The sequence below is a fragment of the Chitinophaga sp. SVR4-12A genome (assembly GCF_056754765.1).
On record NZ_JBPGWP010000001.1, the window covers coordinates 3,271,770 to 3,294,170 of the forward strand.

Below are 22,401 nucleotides of genomic sequence, written 5' to 3' on the forward strand. Positions count from 1 at the left end.
TTATTGCCTGAGGGGTGCAAAATCAAATCCTGATGACCAGGTGGATGATAAACTTGTAAGAAGAGAGATAAGAAAAATGCTCGCAGAAAGGCAGTGCGCCTTCAAAATATCGGTAGACAGTGGTGGGTTCGTAAGCGTTCAGAAAGGCGATGAGGGTGTTACCGGTCTCTAAATATTTCCTGAAAAGCGCCGACTCCTCATCTTCCTCCTCTATTTCGATCGCTTTGATCTTTTCCCTTCCCTTCTTGGTCTTAGGTGAAGGCGCCGTGCTGATCTCGGCCTTCTCGTATCGTAAGCAGGAATAATGGATATGCGGGCTTCTGTCAAAGACTTTCTTCGGCGTATAGCCGATGACATTGTGACAGCTGAGGGCGTACCCTCCCAGGAGAAGCACACATATTGACAGCAAAAATTTAATTACTACCCTCATCATTCAGCTTCAAAAATACAATGAAGTTTATAAAATAGGTATATGGATTTCGTTACGCTCAAAAAAATAAAAGCTTTCCTATTCAGTGGAAAGCTAGCAAATTACCCTTGCTACATATCGTAACAGGCGCCGTAAAATTAGTAACAAAGTAGGCAACCTGCAAGCCTGCGGGGTAAATTAGGGGTAATTTTAAGGAAGCTTTAAGGTGATTGAATATTTCCGTATTTTACTTAACACGTATGAAACAAGTCACTCTTACCATACCACAAGCCAGAAAAATAATCCTGCACGCCGCAGGATTATCTAAGCAGGCGCAATTTGGAAAAGGACGTGAAGCGGTCTTTAAAGTCATCGACCATCTTGGTTTTATCCAGATAGACACCAACTATGTTGTCGAGCGTGCGCATCATCATGCCCTTGCATCGCGCGTGCCTGACTATAAACCGGAATGGCTCGAAGAACTACAGGAGGACGGAAGGATCTTTGAATTCCTTACTGCCGATTCAGGATTTCAGCCCATGCATAACTTCCGCTTCTCACTGCCCGTGAAGCACGGTTTCTTATCAAGTAGGAAACCATTGACCCCGGCGGAGACCAATCTTATGAACAGGGTGCTGGACAGGGTAGGTAGAGAAGGCCCCCTGATGGTAAAGGATTTTGAAAATGACCGCCAGGCGCCCAGTGCGGGCTGGTGGGATTGGCGGCCCTCTAAAGTGGCCCTTGAACGCTTGTACCTGGATGGAAGCCTGATGGCCACCCGTACAAAGGAATTCCTGAAAGTCTATGACTTGCCTAAGAATTTAATCCCGCATGATATTGATACTACGATGCCAACACCGGAGGAATATGCAAGGCATGTCATCCGGCGTGAACTGAAAGCCCTCGGTATCGCCTATACAAAAGAGCTGGCCTGGCGTACCCGTTACGTGAAAGATAACCTTGTCAAGAAGGAATTGCCAAAACTGGTAGAGGAAGGCGAGATTTGCCCTGTTGTCATAGAAGGTCTTAAAACGGCCCCGCTTTTCATGCATCCTGATTATAAAAACAAAAAGATCCAGCTGTCCGGCGACGTATTTATCCTTTCTCCGTTCGACGTATTAAATGTCTTCAGGCATCGTTTAAGAGACTTCTTTAATTTCGACTACCAGATAGAATGTTTTGTTCCGGAAGCAAAGCGCAAGTATGGATATTTTTCACTCCCTATACTAGCCGGTGATACCTTCGTTGCAAGGATGGATTCAAAGGCAGATCGGAAACAGCGGGTATTGATTGTTCATAACCTTCACTTTGAGCCTGTGAAATTAAGCGAAGAGGTGATCGATAAGCTTGTGGAGGCAATTAAGGCATTTGCACAATTTAACCGCTGCATGGACGTCAATATTGCGAAATCAAATAACAGGCAAGTGCTGAAGACCATCAGGGAACGTCTCTGAAGAACATTTCTTTAACCGCCAATTTTATCGAAGCGGATCACGCTGATTATTATTATTAAGAAGAAAAGGGTCAACTGAAGCGGGTAAAAGCGGTTCATGCTTTCCCTTATACTCATTGTATGCTGTATAAAATCAGCACTGTGAGCGGTAACAGTTTCCCGGAGTTTATGCCCTTGCTTATTGCCTACAAATAAACCATTCAGCACTAATAAAGCCACCAATACCATTTTTATTTTAAAAGATGTTCCCCACCAGGCACTTTTTTCCGACGCCAGCAGCATGATCCCGGTAAGTATTATCGTTCCGGCCCCTGTCCGTATAAAGGCGCCATATTTAGCCATTAATGGGATCAGGCTAAGAGATCGGGAATCCCCTTGATCTGCAAACTTCCAAAAGGTCTTAAAAGTTAAATAATCTATCATTGTGGTGCCAGCCATTATTACAATGCCGGTAATATGCAGGGCCAGTAATACCCGGAGTACCAAATATGTCTTCATATTTACTTCTTTTTAGTTGTTTTATACTGCTAAATAAAACCTTTTGGTAGTATAAAACAACTATTTAGTATTTATTTTTTATTTTTACATCCAAATAGTAGTAATCAATGAATCTAACTGTTGAACTGGTACGGCTCTGGGGAGAATATGAGCAAAAGCACCCTCATGCCACTATTGAAGATTTTTGTCGTAGTCAATTAACAGGGTCAATAAAAAGGGAAAAAACGGTTCAACCGGAATGGCAATTGCATCCTGATCTGAACGGCGCATTAATTAAGCTGATCAGCCGTATCGGTAAATTCCAGGAGATCTATGCCAACAAAGCATTGGATGGAACAGGCTTAGACCAGATTGAAGAATTTGGTATGATGGTTACCATTTTTAATTTGAAAAACCCGATCAAGTCAGAAGCGATCTTCAGCAATATGCTCGAATTGTCCAGTGGCACGAACATATTAATAAGGCTGAAAAACAAGGAGCTGATCACTGAATATGATGACGCAGAAGACAAACGGGTAAAAAGACTTCAATTAACCCACAAAGGAGAAAAAGTGCTCATGAATGCAAAGCAACAAATTCTAAAGGTGGTGGCTATGCTGACACAGGGCTTAACGGACGATGACAAACAATTATGTGTTCAGATACTGAGCCCTATAGATGCCCGGTTCTCTCCTGTTATTCAAAAACAAAAGAGCAAAACATTTGAAGAGGTATATGAAGAAAACCAAAAGTTATAAACTCAAAGTGTGATGCTTCCTTGTCCTCCCAGCCCCTGCAGGAAACTATTCAAATCATCTTCTTTTTCAAGTCCCAGCTTTTGCTTGATCCTGTAACGGCTCATTCTTACACTTTTAGCTTCAATATGCATCAGTTGTGCAATTTGACGGGTATCCATCTTAAGATACAGGTAAGCGCAGAGCTTCAGATCAAGTAAGGTGAGCTTCCTTTGCGCCCTTTCGCTAAGCAGGTTAAAAAAATCCGGATGTACCTGCTGTATCTGCAATTTTGCCTGTTCAAAATTGCTGTCGAGCACCATTTCTTCTTTAATGATCTTCTCTATATTGACCTTCTCTCCTTCTGCGAGTTTATGCTTTATATCGAGCAAGGTCCGGTTTTTATGCTCCAGCTGCAGTACATTGGCCATTACCTCTTTTTTCAGTTGCTGCTGTTGTGTTTCCAGGAGCTGTTGTTCTGCCTTCAGCCTGGCCTGTTCTTCCTTCTCCAGCTTTATCTGCAAGGCTGATTCCTGCCTTTCCAGTTGCAGTTGCTTTTCCCGTTGTACATAGTATCGTGCTCTGAAACGATAAGCCATGAACATAAAAAGTAATCCTATACCAGCGGCAAGGGCTATACAGCCGTACAGGTAATTCTGCCTGCTGCGGCTTCTCTCCCGTTCCTTCAGGATCCGCATTTCATTATTCTTCTTTTCCGTTTCATACTGGATTTCCAGCTTCTGGGCATTGAGCGCCTGTTGCTGGTTAAAATTCTTGTTATTATATGCCGTTACTTCCTTTTGAAAATCCAGTGCTTTCTGGTAATCTCCCTTTTGTGCGTAAAAAATGGACAGCGCCTGCACCACATTGATCATTGTATAATAAGAATAAGGCGGCTGCTGGGTTTTCATCACCTGGTAAGCCTCTGACAGATAGTTTTCTCTCTCAGTCTCATTTCCTGCCCGGCTGGCATATTCACTTAAGATGCCCAGACTGCTGCTCACCACCTCCTGACAGTTCGCTACACCCTTTGATACCTTCCTGGCAGTATTAGCGTAATAAATTCCTTTTGCCCGGGCCTGCTCGTCGGTTTCAGGATAATATTTCAGATAGCAGTTGGCGAGGTTGATACAAGCAATGGCATAGGTAAAATCCGCCACTTGTCCGGGGTACCTCTCGTAAAGATCTTCCACCCTGTTCAGGTAAAACAAAGTACTGTCAAGCTCCTGCCGGCTTTTAGCAGCATTAAAGTTATACTCATGCGCTACTGATAGCGCCATATAACAATTGCTTAGCAGGTTATAATCTTTTGTACGCAGGGCGCTTTCAGTGGCTTTCCGGGCATAGTGGTTTACCCGGGCTTCATTATTCCAGTCTGAATAAACGGCGTAAAGCCGGTAATAGACCTTGGCGGTGATAAAAGGATCATCTGCCTTTTCAAGCTCCTTTAGTGCCTGGTTACAGTACCTCACCACGTCTTCCCCATTATCCAGCATTTTGAAAAGCAATACCTGGGAATAATAACCGTATGCCATGGCAAGCGGATGATTGGCCTGTTTGGCCAGCGCTAAAGCAGAATCACTCACCTGCTTCAGCGTACTGAATTGCTGTGTGTTGATCTTTATATCCACCAGCAAGGTGTAAGCCTTTACCGCATCAGTGTAGTTCTTGTGCCGCAGGGCGATGTCAGCACTTTGCCGTGCCCGGGCCTCGGCCGCCTTATAGTTTTTATTCATCCTGTATATTTCCACCAGCTGATTCAATAAGGGCGGTTTCTCATCGTCTTCCAGCCTGCTATGATCAATCACCGCCGCTAAGCTGTCAGACAATCTGGTTTGTGCAATGCTGCCGGAAGGTATCACCATAAAAATGCACATTACTAATACATGGAGGCAGGGTTTCATGCGGCCAAATTACAATAAAATCAGCAGCAGCCACTCTTTCTGGCGCTTTGCCTTAGCTATAGTCAATATTCATAAGGTACTATAAACCAATAACTAATCAACCTTGTAGACATTCTGTATATGCCCGTTTTGCAAAAAGTAGATGTACTGTAGGACACCGGAGTTTGGAAACAGGTAAGGGTTAAACAGAAATTTGCAGGTATTAAAGATAATAGTTTCAAGAAGTAAATAGTTACCCATGATAAACCATATATATATAAAAGTCATGCTAATGCTGTGTATGATGGCGGCAATAGCTTGCCAAATGCCCGCATCTCCCGAAAAATACTTTGATGCGGCGGCCCTGAATGCCGGTGCGATATCACATTTTGGCAGCGATTATTTCATTACAGCCCTGGAATACAGCAAAAAGACAGCAGGTACGGGTGAGTATAACTATGAGCAGCAGATAGGCTTTGCCATTCAGCGGGTAGAGCGTTATCTGAAGAACGTTGATGGCCTGATGTCCACCAAAGATACCAAAGCATTACTGGATGCATCCAAAGACCTCTTCCGGTTCACACTCGACAGCTACCGTACTGATCACCTGCGGATAGCCAGAATGATTGATCGCCAGGCGCCGCAGGAAGAAATAGCCAAAGCGATGGAAGCCCTGGATAAAAAATCGTATGAAGCATTTCAGGCCAAGTATGACAAGTTGTACAACATCGGCACTCAATATGCCAAAGACCACGATATTCAATTAGTGGAAATGCCAAAATTTAACCGGTAAGCCGCAATAACATAAGACTATGAGAAAATTTGATTTTGGACTTTCTTTCTGGTCCTTATACACGCTCGGCTTTACCGTCGTGCTGCCAACGGTGCTATACTATACTACCGGCGGACTGGAAACTCCGCCTGAAGAAAGCGCCGTTATGGCCTTTATGTACCTGGGGCTTGGCATCGTCATCTGGCTGACCGCCCTCCTCTTATATAGCCGTTTTTTTATTAAGCTGATCTTTGGAGATAAACAACGCTTAGAGAAAACGGCGATGGAAGGGAAAACGATTACGGCGAAAATAACGGGTAAAAGACAGGTGGGTACCATGCGCGATTCAGCGGTGCTCGATCTTAAACTGGCATTTAACAATTTTGCAGGTACAGCTATAGAGATGCCTTACCAACTGAACGATGGCAAACCTTACGAAAACCGTTTTGAAATAGGCAATACCATCGAGATGCGCGCCAGTTTAGACGAACGAAACCCGGTATTGGTTCCAAAAACAATGCAGGCAGTGCGCAATAAAGGCATCGTATTGCTCTATTCCTTTATTTTTCTACTACTGCTGGTAGCTGCAATCGTCTATCCGATTTTTTCTTACCAACTGGAAAGCCAGGGGTCTGGCTGGCGTTTTCTAAAGTTTACACACCCCTGGATCATGGTGCCACTCATCAACTTTGCTATTGGAGCATTTATATGGGTCATCTCTGGTTTTATCGGAAAAGCATCGGGCGATCCGGCGCAACCACTCCGCCTGGTATTGTATGGGATAAAGACCACCGCAACCATTTTAAATTACCGGCAGACAGGCATGTATATTAACGAGCAGCCACAAGTACAATTCGAGATCGAATTTATTGACCAGCAAGGTTTCAGGCAGACTGTCCTTTACAAAAAATTAATTTCATTATTAGAGGTACATAAAATCAGCACAGGACCCAAAGAGATCATATATCTGCCTACCCAACCTCAAAATATTGTATTGTATGAAGACCTTATGTTATAACGCATTTGCTGTTTTGCTGAGCTTTTTCTTACTGGCATCCTGTAAAGAGGTGAAAAAAAGCATTGAAGCGACCTTATACCCGAAGCCACAGAAAAAAGCGCAACCAGCAGCCGGCCCGACATCCTCTACTGTAGTTTCCCCCTCATCCGGTAACTTTTCAATACCGGAGCAACAGTCGTATAAAAGCATTTTTGAAAGTGCCGCGGCGCTGGACAGCATTCAACAGGAGCTCAGAAACATTCCCCATTTTAAAGGGAAAAAGCTGTTCTTTCTCCGCGGCTTTTACTTTTACGATTATCAGGGTGGCATTATTTCTATCGACTTGCAAGACCCGGACAAACCTGAAAATGTTGACACCTATACCTACAGTAATGGAGAATGGAGCATGCGTCAACCCGTAAAGATCAGCGGACATTTCCCGCTTAAATTCCTGCTCGCGCCCCTGGATGAAGTAAAATTCAGCACGGCAAAAAAAGTATATGATGCCGGAGTGGAAAAATCGAAAACAATTGAGGGAGCAGAGCCCATCACCCATGTCTATTTTAACCAGATAAAAGAAGTACATGTAAAGGAATGGTACCTGATGATAAGTGGGGCCAGGCACAATTACCAGGTTAAGTTTGATGTAAACGGAAACTTTATGGCAATGAAATAGGTGAAACAAATAACACACAAAAAAGTCCCATGCAAACCAATAAAAATAAACGGTAACCATGTTGAATGTAGAACAATTGCAATCGCTTTACAACCAGGGGGATTATCACAAATGTCTTGAAGAAATAAATCTCTTGCTGCTTTTTAATGCTCAGGATATAGAAGCCCTGTTACTGAAGGGACGTTGCCTTTACCAGATAGCTCTGAACGAGGCAGCGCCGGACGATACCAACGGATTCACCGCTGCCAGCAGGAGCTTTGAGGACGTGCTTAGCCTGTCTCCTTCAAATGAAGAGGCAATGACTTTCCTGGCTTATATCAATATTTTCGTCACACAATCCAATGTGGAGGCAGCCATCAACTACTGCACCCGGCTCACTGCATCTCCCCATCCGGAACTGCAGGCACGCGCTATGGGCTATCGTCACCAGGCTTACTGCCTGAGCGGCAATTTTGATCTTGCCCTTGAAGACCTGGCGTCGTTAATTGAGCTGACCAGGGAAATTTATAGCAAGCACCTGCCTACCTTAGACCAGGAGCTGGGCAACATATACTTTAGAAAAGGAAGGGTGCACCTGGAAGGATATGGTGACCACATCAGGGCCCTGGAAGCTTTCAGACAGGTGCTCAAACACCGTCATACCGACTTCAGAGTCTATTGCCAAATCGTGGATATAGCGCTTGATAACGGAGATTATGATACCGGCGGAGAAGCCGCTATCCTGGCGTTCTTTTCGGATACGCAGGAGGAAGAAGACCGGTTGGCGCTCTATCACAGGCTGGATGAGCTAAACCAGCAAGGCGTCATTCATCAACCGCTGGTGCAGGCGATGTTCATTGGACAGAGAATATTTGCTGAAGCATTAGGGACAGACACTACCAGATTACTAAACTTCGCAAAACAGTACATTCAGATCTATCCCAACTGGTATGTTGCCTATCACTATACCGGTACTGCCTTATATGATGCCCGCAGCTATGAAGCCGCACTTCCCTATCTTGCAAAAAGCCTGGAGCTGGGCGGCACCGCCTTTGGCCTGCAGCGTTTCATCGAATGTGCTTACCATGTGAATGGTGAATTGCCTGCTATAAAAAAGTGGCCAGATGGCCCTCCTGTTGATTACTACAATGCGGGGGTAATTTTTGCTGAATTTGAGGCGCTGATGGCTGGGACACTTGCCGCGCCGGAACTACTGAAGATCAGAACTGCATTCTACCGCATCTCCTATGAAGGCTTTTATGGTTATTTCTATAACAATAAAGAGACAGCCAAATTCACCGAGGGCCACATTTTTGCCATGTGCTGCAACAATTATGGCATAGCGTTAAGTGAAGGAGGGGAATACGAACAGGCCGTTGAAGTCCATACATTGGGTTATTCCATTTCTCCCTTCTGGGAACAATCGAGCAGCCTGGGAACCGCCCTCTTGCGGCTGGAAAGATACAAGGAGGCCATTACTGCCTTTAACCAGGCCCTGGAAGACGGGCACAACTATCTTGATTTTGCCGACTATATTCAATTAAAAGGGGATATACTGACAGCTACTTTCAGCCTCGGACGCACAGATGAAGTGAAGACACTGCTCGAGCGTACCGAAGAAGAATATAATAATTTCATCAGCGACCATGGCGCCAAACTTTCCGAAGAAGAATTATTTATATTGAGCGAGCGCTATATTACCGTCCAGAATACACGGCATGACCTGCTGAGCAGCGCAAGTATAGAAGATGCCATCAAAGCCTGGCAGGAACAGTTAGAGAAACACCCGGATGACAATTCGGCGTGGTTCATGCTGATGCAAAACTATTACCAGCTGAAAGATTACCACCAGTGCATTGCCTGCGCTAAAAATTACCTGTCCGTAAAAGGGAAAGCCATTAAACCGGAATCCATTCTGAAGGTGCATTACATGCGTGGCGTTTCATATCTGAACACCGAAAAGTACCAGCAAGCTAAAGAAGACCTTACTAAGGTACTGAACAGCATAGATCCGGCAGATGAAGGTATGCAGTCGAGTCTATCCAATGTCAACATGCTGCTCGCAAAATGTTGCTATCTGCTGCAGCAATGGGAAGCATGCAAAACCTATGCCCTGAACACTGTTGGCTGCTATAACAATAACGGCTGGAAATGGGATGAAGAGTGCATCACCGCGGCGCTTCAATACGCGGATGCCTGCATGGCTACCGGTGACAAACAGGCGGCCATCGGGACTGTAAACACGGTGCTGGAAATGTCGCCGGGAAACGACGAAGCATTGAAACGGAAAAAGGAATGGAAACCGGGCGGCTTATTTTCTTCCATGATCAGCCGCTTTGTTAAATGATCACGTAATTCATTTATACCTTACGTGATTACTGGCGCGCAACAATTTTGATCTCCACCAGCTGCCCGGGCAATGCCAGTCCCTGTACCACCACGATCGTACTTGCCACGCTCTTCGGGTTGGGATAAAATTCTGCTTTGTTTTTTCTCCGGGCTTCAAATGCAGTCTGCATATCCAATACATACAGTACTTCTTCCACCACATCATCCATCGTCATGTTGAAGCCGGTCAGTAATTTTTTAATATTCACATAAGATTGTTTCATCTGTGCTTCCATGCCCTCAAGCAAGGTACCTTTCTCATCGTGACCAAGCTGTCCGGCTATCCATACCGTATCACCTTTTCTTACGGCTTGTGCATACCCGTAATCATCTTCCCAGGGCATACCCAGCCCTTGAGATTCTTTTTGTTGTTGCATAGTCTTTATTTTATCATTAATAAAAATATCATTATCGCAAAGCCGGCGTTATCCGATATGAAAGCGTCCTGAAATCTTATCCGCCCCAAAAGCCTGGGGACTAATTTTTAATCACGAAAGCCCTCAATTCAACCATCTTACCATCACGAAACCGCCAGACGTCACAGTACGAGTAATGGACCTCCTTGCCCTCGTCGTCCTTCATTGTAATAATACCGAGTGCCGTCACAAAATCTCCTTCAGCAATTAGGTTCGTGACCGTAAACTTTGGCGGTTCCGTGTACGCGCCTGCCATCCACTGGCGAACAGCTTCTTTTCCTTTTAGTGTTTTGTCGCCTATAAATGTCCATACCGTATCCTCCGAGCAGAACGAGAGGAAGCCCTCATAGTCGCCTCGCGTGATAGCCTCGTTTGCCCTTTCTAATATTGCTTTATTATTCCCGGACATAAGTTACTTTACCACTTCACTAACCAAAATTACCGGAGCTATATTCGTATAATTCGCAAAGTCAGCCCTTATAGCATCCCTGTTCGGACCAATTGCCGCCTGATACTCACTAAGGCTCTTTACATAAAATGTTCCGATGGCCATATAGGGCAATGGTTGATTGGGAATGCCGCTGGCAATGCCTTTTTCAATGGTGTATTTTACCAGGTTTGAACCTAGAAACCCTGCCACCATAGGCATGTGCTTAGTTTCATAATACTCCATATTAAATGTTTTGCCTTCTGCAAAAGGGTACATGATAGATACTTTGATCAATCCTTTTTCAGCAGCAGCGGAAGCGGGGTTCTCGGATGCAGGAGATTGCTTTCCCTGACTAAATGCAGCAATGCTTGCCATCAGCATCAGAAACGATGTTATGAGTCTAAATTTCATTTGTATTTATTTATTTGAATAAAAAATAAGCTCAAATTCTATTTCCCGATACAAAAAAAATAAATATCTTGATTATCAACAATTCAGATAACACGAGGGGCACAATAGGGGCAAAAAGATTCATCTTAAGAGCTAATTTCAAGTTTATATCCTTTGCCACGTATAACAACAATGTTGATATTGGGATCAGGTTCCAATTTTTTTCTAAGTTTTGATATGAACATATCAAGGCTGCGGCCTACTATAACACCTTCATCCTCCCAGATCTCTTTTTGTAGCCTGCTTCGCTCTATGGTCTCATTTGGAGAAGATGCAAAAATCTGCAATACGCGGGTTTCGGTTCCGGTCAGGTTTATCGCGTTTCCATTTATTATGAGCTTACGGTTCTTTGCATCAAACAACATTGAGCCCAAAGTGATTGTAACTGTATTTTGACCATCACCTAGGGGTCTCTGCGGCTTAACAGATCTCAAAAAAATGAAACCAACAAATGCTAAAAATGACAGGCTGCCCAAAATATATCCACCCTTTGCTGTATTTATTGCTGCCGGTTTAAATTTAATGTTGATCATGTAACATCCTTTGGGTTGCACTCTTCCCCTACAAGCTATAATATCATTTCTTTTATTGTTGGATATAGCGTATCCATAGGCAATACTGGAGTTGCTACAATTCAGAACATTAACAACATAATCACTTGAGAGGGGGTCTTTGGCCAACAAACTCCGGGTAGTATTCACCAGCGACTCCGGTTGAAAAGTAAGCTCATTTTCAAAGCTGATCTGGTATTCATTTTCGGCGATCTTTTTTACCGGAAGCACCCTGGATTTACTGTCGCCCGACTGGGTGAGTAGTTCATCTCCTATCCTCCGAAGCAAAACTTCCCTCCTGGCAATATCAAAGTCGTCACTGCCGATCATACTAAAAGTCACGCATGTTGCAGAGATAAACAGGAGTAGTATCAATCCCCACAGGTATTTGCGTTTCCCGGAAAGTAGCTTTCGGCTATAAACCATACCTTTTTACGATTTATTTACAAAGGTTACATTTTTATTTACAATCCAAGTTCCTCAGGCTGAAATATATCAAAGTATTTTTGGTGCACCAACTTTGAAAGGATATGAAAAATAAAAAAAATGTCTTTTATCATTTAAACCAACAAAAATTATGAAAAAAATCATTTATGCGCTAATCTTATCGCTGGTTGTGGTAAGCGGGCTGGTATATGCTAATCGCGAAATTAAAAATGAAACTTCTAAAAGGCCAACCCCAAAACCCCTCTCCGCTGCCGAAAGGGAAGCCCAACGGAAAGAATGGGAGGCTACCCCTGCAGGTATAAAGTACAAAAAATGGGTAGCTTCTCCTGAAGGTAAAAAAGTGTTTGCCGGTGCTGCAAAAATAAGGAAGAATATTAGTGATTATACTAATATGGAGGCTGTTGTGACGGATCTTTCTCTTCCGCCGGGATCAAGATTAGGTTTCGGTGTGATGGCCAGGATCAATGGTGATGATTATATTGTAAAGTTTGAGCCGGAAAAGTCTCAACTTGAGCAACTGCATAGCTTGAAAGTTAACGACAAAATAATCATAAGAAGCCATACCGTATCGCACGCGCCCAAGTATTCATACCCGATAATATCGGCCGAATATGCAGAACGAGATAATAAAGTAATTTTTAAACGTGTCCCTCCCAAAGGCGGTTGCTGAGCAAATAAATTATGAAATACATAGAAGTATATGCTTTGTTCCTAATGGTTTTGAAACTGCCGGAGGTCCAATTTTCATTGGCACCAACAGCGGCCTTTTTAAAACTGCTAACAGTGGCATAACCTGGAAACATATCCATGCCGGAGGCGGGGTAGGGAATTTGGCTGAGTCGAATGGCGTACTGTTGGCGATCAGTATGAGCAGGATAATAAGATCTACCGATAATGGCGAAAACTGGGCGGTGGTGGACAGTGAGGGTGGTGTGGCTTTCGATGTAAAACAGATCAAAGGTGGATTCGCTGCTATCACATCCGGTTCAGCGTCGGATACGAGGAGGCTAAGGACATCCTACGACGGCGGTAAAACCTGGCAGCCCATTGGATGTTGAAAACTCAGATTAACATTCAAGGATTTCATGTCTGCCGGGGTCTTGCCATTGATATTTTCGTCAAGAGCTTTACCCCGGGCAGACATAATCTTATTTGAATAGCTAAGCTACCGCCTACATCGGATCGTCATACCCCATTGTAAAAAACGAACCTTAAAATAGTAAAGGGTTTCATATACTTCCTACTTCCCGATACAAAACTTACTAAATATAAAATCCAACTGATCCTCATTCGTGATCTCCCCTGTTATCTCTCCCAGGAAATGCAAACACCTCCTGATATCCAGCGCGAGCAGATCTCCCGGCAAACCGCTATCCATCCCTTGTTTCACATCCTGTAATGACTGCAGCACAGATTGCAGTGCCGCATAATGCCTGGCATTAGTAACAATAGTGGACTCTGTATTAATATCCCCGCTCATTACCCGCTGCACCAGCATCTCTTTCAATGTATCAATATGATCATGCGCCTTTGCAGAGATGAACAGTATACCCGGAATACCTTTGAACTTCTCCTGCACCGCTCTTTCTCCAAGCACATCCATCTTATTTCCCACCAGCAAATGGTTAACCCCATCCTGTTCAAAAACATCCACCTGCGTGCGTAATTCTTCTGCACTTACTTCATTCACATCGAACAGGTATATTACTACCCCTGCTTCCTTTATTTTCTCCAATGTCTTTTGCACACCAATGCTTTCAATCGTATCCACACTCTCCCGGATCCCCGCCGTATCTATCAACCGGAAAAGCACTCCTTGTATATTCAATACTTCTTCGATCGTATCCCTTGTAGTACCTGCAATATCGCTCACAATGGCCCTGTTCTCATTCAGCAGTGTATTCAGCAAAGTAGATTTCCCTGCATTAGGCTTCCCAACAATCGCCGTATTCACCCCGTTCTTGATCACATTCCCCATCTGGAAAGAATCCGCCAAATGCTTCACCACTTCCATGGCAGTTTTGATCAGTGCATACAATTGCGTGCGGTCCGCAAACTCTACATCTTCCTGGCTGAAGTCGAGCTCCAGCTCTATCAGCGCAGAAAAACGGATCAGCTGTTCGCGTAAGGCCTGCAGCTCTTTAGAGAAGCCGCCCCGCATCTGCTGAATAGCCGTCTGATGACTGGCGGCAGAGTGGCTGGCAATCAGATCCGCTACTGACTCAGCCTGTGCAAGATCTAACTTACCGTTAAGAAATGCCCGCATGGTAAATTCACCCGGCTTTGCCATACGGGCGCCCGCCTGTATACAGGCGTCAATGATCTGCTGTTGAATATAAGGAGAACCGTGGCAGGAAAGCTCCACAACATTTTCACCGGTATAAGAACGGGGACCTTTAAAGAGACTAACCACCACTTCGTCGATGATCCTTCCCTGGCTCACGATGTTGCCTACATGCAGCGTATGGCTGGCCTGCTGCAGCAGGTCCTTGGAAGGGAAAAGGGCATTACAGATAATGATAGCCTGTGGCCCGCTCAACCTGATCACTGCAATGGCGCCTATGCCCGGGGCCGTAGCCAGGGCCACAATCGTTTCATCGTATCCTGTAAGTTTTGCCGACATAAGGCAGCAATATAGTACAAATAAAAATTCCTCACCGGCGTACCGGTGAGGAATTGCAAGAATATTGTTCTAACAGTACTACTCCTGTAAAGTAAAGCGGATGGGCAGGTTGAACTGTACGGATACCTGACGGCCGTTCTGCTTACCAGGTTTCCATTTGGGCATGGTTTTCACCACGCGTACAGCTTCTTCTTCCAGACCACCACCTTTTGCGGCGCCAACTGTTTTAACGTCTTTGATGGTACCTTCAGAGTCTACCACGAATTGCACAAACACTGTTCCGGAAATACCGTTCTCCTGTGCTACGCGCGGATAACGGATATTCTTGCTCAGGTATTTGGCCAAGGCTTCCTCTCCACCCGGGAAGGTCGGAGGTTGCTCCACGAAGGTGAAGATCTCTTCTTTAGGAGGCGGCGGCGGTGCTTCTACCACACCAGAACCTTTGCTATCTTCCAGCAATCCCGGATCGATACCGTTGGGATCACCTTCCATAGTTTTGGTACTTACCGCTTTGTCCTTTATTTCTTCCACTTTTGGTGGTTCTTCTTCCGGTGGTACTTCCGCATCCTTTTTAATTACGGGCGGAGTAAATTGTACAGAGGGTTTTACCGGCGGCGGCGGAGCAGGAGGAGGCGGCGGAGGAGGCGGAGTCTTCGGATCATCCGGCAACTTGATATCCTCCATCTTGATCTGCTCTATAACGGGCTTCTTGGGGTTTCTGGCCTCAATGCCCTTTATAATGTTACTAACAACATAACCACCGATCGCCAGGAGACACACGGCGCCAGTGCCGATAAGGGCATTGCGTACGCGTTTCTCATATTTTCTTCTCAGTTCATAAGCCCCATAATCCTTATTCCTGCCCTCAAACAGGATATCAAGAAAATCGGCTTTTAGTACTTTAGCTGAATCCATTGTTGCTTGTTTATGGATGGATGCAAAAAATTAGATAATTCCACAAATTACTGGGAGCCACCAGCATTCGCTGTTTCGGTTTGCTTGATCCATGTCTTATCCTGATCGCTGATATCAACGGTAGCATAGCGCTGGATGCGGTTAATGGCCATTTCGTCTAAGATGTCCACGAAGTTCTTGTAAGTAGCATCGTCGTCTGCTTTGATGATCACTACCACATCTTCCGGTTCACCCTTGGCGTTCCTCAGTTGTGCAACTTCATCCCTCTTTTTAATGATCACATCCCGTATACCATCTTTGTTGGCAAAGCTGGTTGCTTTGAAGAAGTTCGGATCAGCGGATGCGTTCGGGTCCTGGGCTAAGCCCGCGTAATAATAAACCCTGTTATTTTTTCCAAGCAGTATGGTAAGGGCTGTACTCTCCTTCACCTTGTTCTGTTCCTTCTCATCTTTGGTATCTTTCGGCATGATCAAGTCCATTGTTTTGGGCTTGGACATGGTTGTCGTCAGCATGAAGAAGGTAATAAGGAGAAAACCTAAGTCCACCATTGGCGTCATATCCACACGGGTAGAAAGTTTCTTCGATTTCGTACCCTGGTGTTTTTTACCACCACCACTACTGCTGGTATCCATTTCTGCCATAGTAGCTCTTTTTTTTGGTTTTTAATTGGCAGCGTTCTTTCCGCAGAATGAACCTGCCGTTTACTTAAATATTATTCTCCGGCTTTCTTGGTAGCACCTTGCTGTCTTTGGAATTCTGCTGCTGCAGATCCGGCAGGCGCTTCTTCCAGGTTAGTTACCAGGTTGAGCTTCTGTATCTTCAGATCCTTAAATGTCTGCATGATCTGCTTGATCTTAGGATAAGGCGTACCATTGTCCGCCTTGATACAGTACTGCAGCCTGGGGTTTCCTCCCTGAGCAGTCCTGGCGTAGTTAACCCAGGTAGCAAGTTCGTTGTTGGCAGAGTCTGCGGGGATACCGGTTTCTACGCCGGATGCCTTACGCTGCTCCATCTTCATATTCAGGTAGCTATTCAGGTTCTTTAATTCAGTACCCACAATAGCGCCAACTATGAAGTTATTCATCGCCTTCTGGTCAAGATTGAGGTGGAACTGTGAGTTCAAATCCTCGATCAGTTTCTTCCGTTTGGGCTGCCCGTCCATGCTAAAGAATATCCTGCCATCCTTGCCCACAGTAAGCAATATTACATCGGAGTCGGGAAGAATCTTGGTATTAATAGAAGACGGAGTAACCACAGTTACCGGTTCCTCCGGCTTAAAACTGGTGGCCAGCATGAAGAACGTGAGCAACAGGAACGCAACGTCACACATTGCGGTCATGTCGATCGTGGTACTCTTACGGGCCATTTTAACTTTTGGCATGTTTACTCCTTTTTAGTTTGTACTTTAATTAGATTCAGATTCACTGATTTTCCATACAAATAATTAAAAATTATTTGTGGTTGGCAGCAAAGCTCTGAGTTAATGTAAAGCCAGACTCATCGATAGCGTAAGTGATGCTGTCGATATTGGTAGTGAAGTAGTTGTACATGATGATGGATACAGCAGAAGTACCGATACCCAGTGCGGTGTTGATCAGCGCCTCGGAGATACCACCTGCCAGCTGAGCAGAGTCAGGAGCACCACCGGTTGCCATCGCAGAGAACGCGCGGATCATACCCAATACTGTACCGAACAGACCTAACAGGGTAGCGATAGAAGCGATAGTGGACAGGAACACCAGGTTCTTTTCCATCATCGGCAGTTCCAGTGCAGTTGTTTCTTCGATCTCGTTCTTGATAGAAAGGATCTTCTGATCAGTATCCAACTCAGTGTTGGTGATCATCTCTTTGTATTTTTTCAGACCTGCTTTCAGTACGTTACCAACAGAACCTTTCTGTTTGTCGCACTCAGCCAGTGCAGCATCTACGTTTTTGTTAGCCAGGTGATATTGTACTTTCCTTACCAGTTCACTGCCGCTGAATTTACCTTTGGCTTTAGACAGATAGAGGAAACGCTCGATCACGAAAGTCAAGCAGATTAAGAGTACTGAAATCAGAATAGGTACCACAAAACCACCCATGTAAACTGTGCCGAACCATTTACCAATGCCTTCCTCAACTGGATGTGCGCCAGGACCTGTGTGCCCTCCCTGGAAGTTGGCAGGATTACCTAATACGAATACGTAAAAGAGAATACCTATAGCCAAGCAAATTGGAACCGCCAACGCCGCAAACAGGTTGGATGATTTTTTCGGTTGATGAGAAGTCGTTGTCGATTTGGCAGCAGCTGCAGTCACAGTTGTTTTAGTCTCAGCCATGTTGATTGAATTTTAGTGTTAAAAATTAAACTATGGTTTTTTTGTATTTCCGTTTGTTGAATTAAATAAATGTAACACTTACAATTACCTGAATTCGCAAATATTGTACGGTTGCCTTAAAAAAACAAGTGCTGCTCAAAAAATCTCACAAAATTTAACCTCTCACACAAAAGCCCATCTGAAGGACTTCTTTCCAGTTTTATTGAGCATACACTTTAAACACAAAACGAGTAGCAACAAAGCAGTGGCCTATTAAACCCTTTACCGTTACTGTCCTTGAAAATCGAAATTTATTGATTTTTTTTCAAAGTTGGACGCACAATTTAAGGAAATTTTTAAATGTTCCAACAAATTTTACAACTATTCGTTTTAAATGTTTTTCGCCACAGTAGCAGGTCTTAACTTATAAGCCCGGCAAAACATATGTTACTCCTGTATTCAAAGCCCTCATTCCCATAATAAAGCATCGGTTTAGCAGTTATATATCAAGAACAATATCAATATAAACACTGACAATTCAATAAAATCCAGGAGATTCCTTCCATTCTTAAGACAATTATAACGTTTATGGAATTTCCTGATAAGTTACTGCTTTATATATTTATTTGCAACTGCTGCCCAAAATAGGCAGCCAGATCAAAGATCAACCCTCGTATAAACACTATGAACATGCATGTAAAAAGCAGATTTGTCGCGATTGCGGCGGGTATACTCTGCACGGGTATCCTCCTTGGGACGCAGGCCTCTGCACAAAGGAAAAAGAAGAAACAGTCTGAAGCTGCCGCTGCTGCCGCCGCCAAAGACACCACCGTAAAACCGCCTATGATACCACCGCAGGGAACTCCCAAAGCCAATCCCAAGCAGTTTGAGGAGCTGATACCTGCCAGCAGCAAGGCTGACTCCGGCTTATTCAATATATATAAGGTGGACGATAAGGTGTATTTCGAAATAGCCGACTCCCTCCTGGGCCGCGATATCCTCGTGGTAAACCGGATCTCCAAATCGGCAGCCGGCCTCCGCGCCATGTTCTATGGCTACAGCGGCGACCAGATCGGTGAAAATGTGATCCGCTTTGATAAGGGCCCTAATAACCGGATCTTCCTTAAAAACGTTTCCTATAGCGAAATATCAAAGGATAGTACCCAGCCCATGTTCAATGCGGTGATGAACTCCAATATACAGCCCATCGCAGCCGCATTTGACATTAAAGCCTTCTCAAAAAATAGTAACGGCTGCCTGATCGACTTCACCGATTATATCAACGGCGATAACGAAATCCTCTTCTTTGACCAGCGCATGAAATCAGGCCTGCGCCTGGGAAGCGTACAGTCAGATAAATCCTATATCGTTGATGTACGCTCCTACCCTATCAATACGGAAATTAAAACCGTAAAAACTTATTCCAAGAGCAGCGGCGGAATGGGTGGTCCCGGCGGCCCCGGCGGCAATGCTACCCTGGAGCTCAACAGTTCCCTGGTGCTGTTGCCCAAGGTGCCCATGCAGCCCAGGTACTTCGATCCCCGCATCGGGTACTTCACCACCAGCGTCACCGATTTTGATGCCGACCCACAAGGGGTGAAACGCGTACAGATGATCACGCGCTGGCGCCTGGAACCCAAACCGGAAGACCTGGAAAAATATAAGCGCGGCGAACTGGTAGAGCCTAAAAAACCGATCATCTTCTATATAGATCCGGCCACCCCCGCCAAGTGGCGTAAGTACCTGATCCAGGGGGTGAACGACTGGCAGCCTGCCTTCGAACAGGCCGGCTTCAAAAACGCCATCATCGCCAAACTGGCGCCCACTCCCCAGGAAGATTCTACCTGGTCGCTCGAAGACGCCCGCTTCTCTGCCATTGTATACAAACCTTCGGATATCGCCAACGCCAGCGGCCCCCATGTACATGATCCCCGCTCCGGCGAGATTCTGGAAAGCCACATCAACTGGTATCACAACGTGATGCGCCTGCTGCGGAACTGGTACTTTGTGCAATGTGCTCCCAACGATCCCCGCGCCCGCACCATGGAATTCGACGATGAGCTGATGGGAGAACTGATCCGCTTTGTATCCTCCCACGAAGTTGGCCATACATTAGGATTGCGTCACAACTACGGCGCCAGCTCCGCCTATCCGGTGGAGAAGCTGCGTGATAAAGCATGGGTAGAGAAGAATGGCCATGCGCCTTCTATTATGGACTACGCCCGCTTTAATTACGTGGCCCAGCCGGAAGACAGCATTACAGGGGCCGACCTCTATCCCCGCATCAATTATTACGACAAATGGGCCGTTGAATGGGGCTACCACCTGGTACCCGGCGCCCATACTGCGGAAGAAGAAAAGGCCACACTTAATAAATGGACCATTAACCGCCTGAAAGACAAGCGCTACTGGTTTGGTACCGAAAGCAATCCGGATGATCCCCGCTCACAAAGCGAAGACCTGGGCGATGATGCCATGAAAGCCAGCTATTATGGGATCAAAAACCTGCAACGCATAGTGCCCAACCTGATGGCATGGACCCGCGAAGCCAACGAAGGATATAGTAACCTGGGCGACCTGTACCGCGAAGTGAACGGACAGTTTGGCCGCTATATGAACCACGTAGCCAAAAACGTAGGCGGCATCTGTGAAACGCCTAAAACCGTTGAACAGGAAGGCGCCGTGTATGAATGCGTGCCCAAGGCCACCCAGCAGGCGGCCATACAGTTCCTCAACCAGCAATTGTTCACCACACCACAGTGGCTGCTGGATAAAGATATCCTGAACCGTACCGGAAATGACGCTACCAATGTGGTATTGACCCGTCAGGATCCTGTATTGGACCGGCTCCTGAGCACCAATACCCTGAACAAGCTCCTGAACGCATCTGCCACGGAAGGCAGCAAAGCTTACCAGGCCACCGAGCTGCTGAACGACCTGAAAAAAGGCATCTTCAGCGAAGTATATACCCATAAGCCGATCGATATCTTCCGCAGGAACCTGCAAAAGGCCTATATCAGGCATCTGTCCGAATTGCTCTCTCCCGGTGGCGGCTCCGGCGGAGGCGGCGGCGGTATGGTGATCATGTTCGGCGCACCGCCCGCAGATCCCACCCGCACTGATGTGAGCAGCATTGCCCGCGCCCAGCTCACCTCCCTCAGGAACGAGATGCGCAGCGCAGCAGCCGCTATGCCTGATAACATGAGCCGTTATCATCTGAATGATCTCGTGGAAAGGATCAATATGGCACTCGAGCCTAAATAAAAGAGTTGTCAGTTATCAGTGTCAGTCGTTAGTCGTTAGTCGTTAGTCGTAAGCTGTTAGTCATGCCAATCCCTGACAACTGACAACTGACAACTCACGACTAACGACTAACGACTAACGACTTACGACTAATAACTGACAACCACTTTTTCCGTTTCATCATCCGCCTTTCTTCCTTTCCACCAGGTGGCCAGCGCAGAACCCGTGATATTCATCAAAGGACCGAATACAGCCGGCGCCAGGCCTACGGTAGACAGCTTTCCCATCGTCAATGCCAGGCCCGAAGCCAAGCCGCCGTTCTGCATGCCTACTTCCAATGCTACCGTACGGCAGTCCTTCTCCGGCATTCTGAATAAACGGGCGCCCCAATAACCCAGGAAATAGCCGGAGACGTTATGCAGTAAAGTAGCAATGACCAACAACGGCCCCACGGTTAACAGGCTATCACGCCCGCTGGCAGTGATCACCACAATGATCAGCCCAATACTGATCATAGATACCAATGGCATGGCAGCATCCAGCCATTTAAATTTGCCATGCAGGAAATGATTGAACACCAGCCCCAATACAATCGGCAGGATCACGATCTGGATAATATGCCACATCATCTCCCAGAAAACGATCTCCACCAGCTGTCCTGCCAGGAGCTTCATCCACATCGGCGTAATAAATGGCGCCAGCAGGGTAACCGTCGCCGTTATAGATACGGAGAGCGCCAGGTTAGCGCCTGCCAGGTAAGACATTACATTGGAAGCCAGCCCGCTGGGACAGCTGCCTATCAGTATAATACCCGCCGCTATCTCCGGCGGAAAATGAAAGATACGCGTGATCGTAAAACCGATCAGCGGCATAATGGTATAGTGACCAATAATGCCTACGCCAATGCCTTTCGGCATTTTAGCCACCTGCGCAAAATCCGCCCAGCTCAGGCCTGTGCCCATGCCGAACATGATGATCTGCAGCAAAGGCACGATCAGCTTTGACAGTTTAAAGCCTCCTACAGTGATGAAGTGCTGCGGATAATACATGGCCAGGCTGACGGCGGCGAAGATCATTACCGTGTACGAAAAGCCTTTGAGCAGGGCGTTCCCCCTGAAGGCAAATGCCAGTAGTGCAAAGAACAGCATCAGGAGCCAGCCTCCTATGTGATGCCATTGCAGAATAGTGATGGCGATGTAGGCGATCAATGCCGCCATGGCCAGATAGGCGGATAGTGTGTATTTATTCATAAGTGGTATTG

The 22,401-nt window shown here is 45.8% G+C and carries 22 protein-coding genes; 9 read left to right on the forward strand and 13 right to left on the reverse strand.

Annotated elements, in window-relative coordinates; genetic code table 11:
• Positions 1-22: 22 nt before the first annotated feature.
• Entirely contained in the window at positions 23-409 is a 387-nt protein-coding gene (locus tag ACR9Y8_RS13290; protein ID WP_481213737.1) for a hypothetical protein, read from the reverse strand.
• 260 nt (positions 410-669) lie between these two features.
• Between ACR9Y8_RS13290 and ACR9Y8_RS13295 the strand changes: the two genes are divergently transcribed.
• Positions 670-1,863, forward strand: a complete 1,194-nt coding sequence (locus ACR9Y8_RS13295; protein WP_481213738.1) for a winged helix-turn-helix domain-containing protein — start codon at positions 670-672, stop codon at positions 1,861-1,863.
• An 11-nt stretch (positions 1,864-1,874) separates the two neighbouring features.
• Here the strand turns inward: ACR9Y8_RS13295 and ACR9Y8_RS13300 are convergent, their stop codons facing one another.
• Positions 1,875-2,285, reverse strand: a complete 411-nt coding sequence (locus tag ACR9Y8_RS13300) for a hypothetical protein (RefSeq protein ID WP_481213739.1) — start codon at positions 2,283-2,285, stop codon at positions 1,875-1,877.
• Between the two features lie 182 nt (positions 2,286-2,467).
• On the opposite strand from ACR9Y8_RS13300, the gene ACR9Y8_RS13305 reads away from it, so the two are divergent.
• Positions 2,468-3,097, forward strand: a complete 630-nt coding sequence (locus ACR9Y8_RS13305) for a MarR family winged helix-turn-helix transcriptional regulator (protein WP_481213740.1) — start codon at positions 2,468-2,470, stop codon at positions 3,095-3,097.
• A 2-nt stretch (positions 3,098-3,099) separates the two neighbouring features.
• Here ACR9Y8_RS13305 and ACR9Y8_RS13310 read toward each other — a convergent pair whose 3' ends face one another.
• Entirely contained in the window at positions 3,100-4,938 is a 1,839-nt protein-coding gene (locus ACR9Y8_RS13310; protein ID WP_481213741.1) for a helix-turn-helix transcriptional regulator, read from the reverse strand.
• A 343-nt stretch (positions 4,939-5,281) separates the two neighbouring features.
• On the opposite strand from ACR9Y8_RS13310, the gene ACR9Y8_RS13315 reads away from it, so the two are divergent.
• From ACR9Y8_RS13315 to ACR9Y8_RS13330, 4 genes are read left to right on the forward strand one after another with little or no spacing between them, the layout of a single operon-like run.
• Complete coding sequence (locus ACR9Y8_RS13315) at positions 5,282-5,749, forward strand: hypothetical protein (protein WP_481213742.1); 468 nt, start codon at positions 5,282-5,284, stop codon at positions 5,747-5,749.
• Between the two features lie 19 nt (positions 5,750-5,768).
• A complete protein-coding gene (locus tag ACR9Y8_RS13320; RefSeq protein ID WP_481213743.1) occupies positions 5,769-6,746 on the forward strand; it encodes a hypothetical protein in 978 nt (325 codons plus the stop codon).
• Entirely contained in the window at positions 6,727-7,401 is a 675-nt protein-coding gene (locus ACR9Y8_RS13325; protein ID WP_481213744.1) for a hypothetical protein, read from the forward strand. Before ACR9Y8_RS13320 ends, ACR9Y8_RS13325 begins: the two co-directional genes overlap by 20 nt.
• A 58-nt stretch (positions 7,402-7,459) precedes the next feature.
• On the forward strand, positions 7,460-9,727 hold the full coding sequence (locus ACR9Y8_RS13330) for a tetratricopeptide repeat protein (protein WP_481213745.1): 2,268 nt from the start codon (positions 7,460-7,462) through the stop codon (positions 9,725-9,727).
• Positions 9,728-9,755: 28 nt separating this feature from the next.
• Here ACR9Y8_RS13330 and ACR9Y8_RS13335 read toward each other — a convergent pair whose 3' ends face one another.
• From ACR9Y8_RS13335 to ACR9Y8_RS13350, 4 genes are all read right to left on the reverse strand, one after another.
• A complete protein-coding gene (locus ACR9Y8_RS13335) occupies positions 9,756-10,145 on the reverse strand; it encodes a Rid family hydrolase (RefSeq protein WP_481213746.1) in 390 nt (129 codons plus the stop codon).
• 100 nt (positions 10,146-10,245) lie between these two features.
• Positions 10,246-10,593: a nuclear transport factor 2 family protein gene (locus ACR9Y8_RS13340; protein WP_481213747.1), complete on the reverse strand. Its 348-nt coding sequence runs from the start codon at positions 10,591-10,593 to the stop codon at positions 10,246-10,248.
• Between the two features lie 3 nt (positions 10,594-10,596).
• Entirely contained in the window at positions 10,597-11,025 is a 429-nt protein-coding gene (locus ACR9Y8_RS13345) for an EthD family reductase (RefSeq protein ID WP_481213748.1), read from the reverse strand.
• A 125-nt stretch (positions 11,026-11,150) separates the two neighbouring features.
• Positions 11,151-11,945, reverse strand: coding sequence for a winged helix-turn-helix domain-containing protein (locus tag ACR9Y8_RS13350; RefSeq protein ID WP_481213749.1), 795 nt, complete (start codon positions 11,943-11,945; stop codon positions 11,151-11,153).
• Between the two features lie 247 nt (positions 11,946-12,192).
• On the opposite strand from ACR9Y8_RS13350, the gene ACR9Y8_RS13355 reads away from it, so the two are divergent.
• Complete coding sequence (locus tag ACR9Y8_RS13355) at positions 12,193-12,732, forward strand: hypothetical protein (RefSeq protein ID WP_481213750.1); 540 nt, start codon at positions 12,193-12,195, stop codon at positions 12,730-12,732.
• Between the two features lie 196 nt (positions 12,733-12,928).
• The gene (locus ACR9Y8_RS13360) at positions 12,929-13,120 is read left to right on the forward strand and encodes a hypothetical protein (RefSeq protein WP_481213751.1); all 192 of its coding nucleotides are present in this window, start codon (positions 12,929-12,931) and stop codon (positions 13,118-13,120) included.
• A gap of 182 nt (positions 13,121-13,302) precedes the next feature.
• Here the strand turns inward: ACR9Y8_RS13360 and mnmE are convergent, their stop codons facing one another.
• From mnmE to ACR9Y8_RS13385, 5 genes are all read right to left on the reverse strand, one after another.
• Positions 13,303-14,685 (reverse strand): tRNA uridine-5-carboxymethylaminomethyl(34) synthesis GTPase MnmE, encoded by a 1,383-nt coding sequence (gene mnmE / locus ACR9Y8_RS13365; protein ID WP_481213752.1) that lies wholly within the window; start codon positions 14,683-14,685, stop codon positions 13,303-13,305.
• 78 nt (positions 14,686-14,763) lie between these two features.
• On the reverse strand, positions 14,764-15,600 hold the full coding sequence (locus ACR9Y8_RS13370) for an energy transducer TonB (protein ID WP_481213753.1): 837 nt from the start codon (positions 15,598-15,600) through the stop codon (positions 14,764-14,766).
• Between the two features lie 47 nt (positions 15,601-15,647).
• Positions 15,648-16,241, reverse strand: coding sequence for an ExbD/TolR family protein (locus ACR9Y8_RS13375; RefSeq protein WP_481213754.1), 594 nt, complete (start codon positions 16,239-16,241; stop codon positions 15,648-15,650).
• Positions 16,242-16,312: 71 nt separating this feature from the next.
• On the reverse strand, positions 16,313-16,981 hold the full coding sequence (locus ACR9Y8_RS13380) for an ExbD/TolR family protein (RefSeq protein WP_481213755.1): 669 nt from the start codon (positions 16,979-16,981) through the stop codon (positions 16,313-16,315).
• Between the two features lie 70 nt (positions 16,982-17,051).
• Positions 17,052-17,624 carry a MotA/TolQ/ExbB proton channel family protein gene (locus tag ACR9Y8_RS13385; RefSeq protein WP_481213756.1) on the reverse strand — a complete coding sequence of 191 codons (573 nt, stop codon included), beginning with the start codon at positions 17,622-17,624 and terminating at the stop codon, positions 17,052-17,054.
• Between the two features lie 963 nt (positions 17,625-18,587).
• On the opposite strand from ACR9Y8_RS13385, the gene ACR9Y8_RS13390 reads away from it, so the two are divergent.
• Positions 18,588-21,161 carry a zinc-dependent metalloprotease gene (locus ACR9Y8_RS13390; protein WP_481213757.1) on the forward strand — a complete coding sequence of 858 codons (2,574 nt, stop codon included), beginning with the start codon at positions 18,588-18,590 and terminating at the stop codon, positions 21,159-21,161.
• A gap of 128 nt (positions 21,162-21,289) precedes the next feature.
• Here ACR9Y8_RS13390 and ACR9Y8_RS13395 read toward each other — a convergent pair whose 3' ends face one another.
• Positions 21,290-22,390, reverse strand: a complete 1,101-nt coding sequence (locus ACR9Y8_RS13395) for a bile acid:sodium symporter family protein (RefSeq protein ID WP_481213758.1) — start codon at positions 22,388-22,390, stop codon at positions 21,290-21,292.
• Positions 22,391-22,401: the final 11 nt, after the last annotated feature.

What these genes read in the sequence shown, in the direction of transcription:
- ACR9Y8_RS13295 (WP_481213738.1), top strand. Translation starts at nt 670, where the DNA reads ATGAAACAAGTCACTCTTACCATACCACAAGCCAGAAAAATAATCCTG.
- ACR9Y8_RS13300 (WP_481213739.1), bottom strand. Translation starts at nt 2,285, where the DNA reads ATGATAGATTATTTAACTTTTAAGACCTTTTGGAAGTTTGCAGATCAA.
- ACR9Y8_RS13305 (WP_481213740.1), top strand. Translation starts at nt 2,468, where the DNA reads ATGAATCTAACTGTTGAACTGGTACGGCTCTGGGGAGAATATGAGCAA.
- ACR9Y8_RS13310 (WP_481213741.1), bottom strand. Translation starts at nt 4,938, where the DNA reads ATGGTGATACCTTCCGGCAGCATTGCACAAACCAGATTGTCTGACAGC.
- ACR9Y8_RS13315 (WP_481213742.1), top strand. Translation starts at nt 5,282, where the DNA reads ATGCCCGCATCTCCCGAAAAATACTTTGATGCGGCGGCCCTGAATGCC.
- ACR9Y8_RS13320 (WP_481213743.1), top strand. Translation starts at nt 5,769, where the DNA reads ATGAGAAAATTTGATTTTGGACTTTCTTTCTGGTCCTTATACACGCTC.
- ACR9Y8_RS13325 (WP_481213744.1), top strand. Translation starts at nt 6,727, where the DNA reads ATGAAGACCTTATGTTATAACGCATTTGCTGTTTTGCTGAGCTTTTTC.
- ACR9Y8_RS13330 (WP_481213745.1), top strand. Translation starts at nt 7,460, where the DNA reads ATGTTGAATGTAGAACAATTGCAATCGCTTTACAACCAGGGGGATTAT.
- ACR9Y8_RS13335 (WP_481213746.1), bottom strand. Translation starts at nt 10,145, where the DNA reads ATGCAACAACAAAAAGAATCTCAAGGGCTGGGTATGCCCTGGGAAGAT.
- ACR9Y8_RS13340 (WP_481213747.1), bottom strand. Translation starts at nt 10,593, where the DNA reads ATGTCCGGGAATAATAAAGCAATATTAGAAAGGGCAAACGAGGCTATC.
- ACR9Y8_RS13345 (WP_481213748.1), bottom strand. Translation starts at nt 11,025, where the DNA reads ATGAAATTTAGACTCATAACATCGTTTCTGATGCTGATGGCAAGCATT.
- ACR9Y8_RS13350 (WP_481213749.1), bottom strand. Translation starts at nt 11,945, where the DNA reads ATGATCGGCAGTGACGACTTTGATATTGCCAGGAGGGAAGTTTTGCTT.
- ACR9Y8_RS13355 (WP_481213750.1), top strand. Translation starts at nt 12,193, where the DNA reads ATGAAAAAAATCATTTATGCGCTAATCTTATCGCTGGTTGTGGTAAGC.
- ACR9Y8_RS13360 (WP_481213751.1), top strand. Translation starts at nt 12,929, where the DNA reads ATGAGCAGGATAATAAGATCTACCGATAATGGCGAAAACTGGGCGGTG.
- mnmE (WP_481213752.1), bottom strand. Translation starts at nt 14,685, where the DNA reads ATGTCGGCAAAACTTACAGGATACGATGAAACGATTGTGGCCCTGGCT.
- ACR9Y8_RS13370 (WP_481213753.1), bottom strand. Translation starts at nt 15,600, where the DNA reads ATGGATTCAGCTAAAGTACTAAAAGCCGATTTTCTTGATATCCTGTTT.
- ACR9Y8_RS13375 (WP_481213754.1), bottom strand. Translation starts at nt 16,241, where the DNA reads ATGGCAGAAATGGATACCAGCAGTAGTGGTGGTGGTAAAAAACACCAG.
- ACR9Y8_RS13380 (WP_481213755.1), bottom strand. Translation starts at nt 16,981, where the DNA reads ATGCCAAAAGTTAAAATGGCCCGTAAGAGTACCACGATCGACATGACC.
- ACR9Y8_RS13390 (WP_481213757.1), top strand. Translation starts at nt 18,588, where the DNA reads ATGCATGTAAAAAGCAGATTTGTCGCGATTGCGGCGGGTATACTCTGC.
- ACR9Y8_RS13395 (WP_481213758.1), bottom strand. Translation starts at nt 22,390, where the DNA reads ATGAATAAATACACACTATCCGCCTATCTGGCCATGGCGGCATTGATC.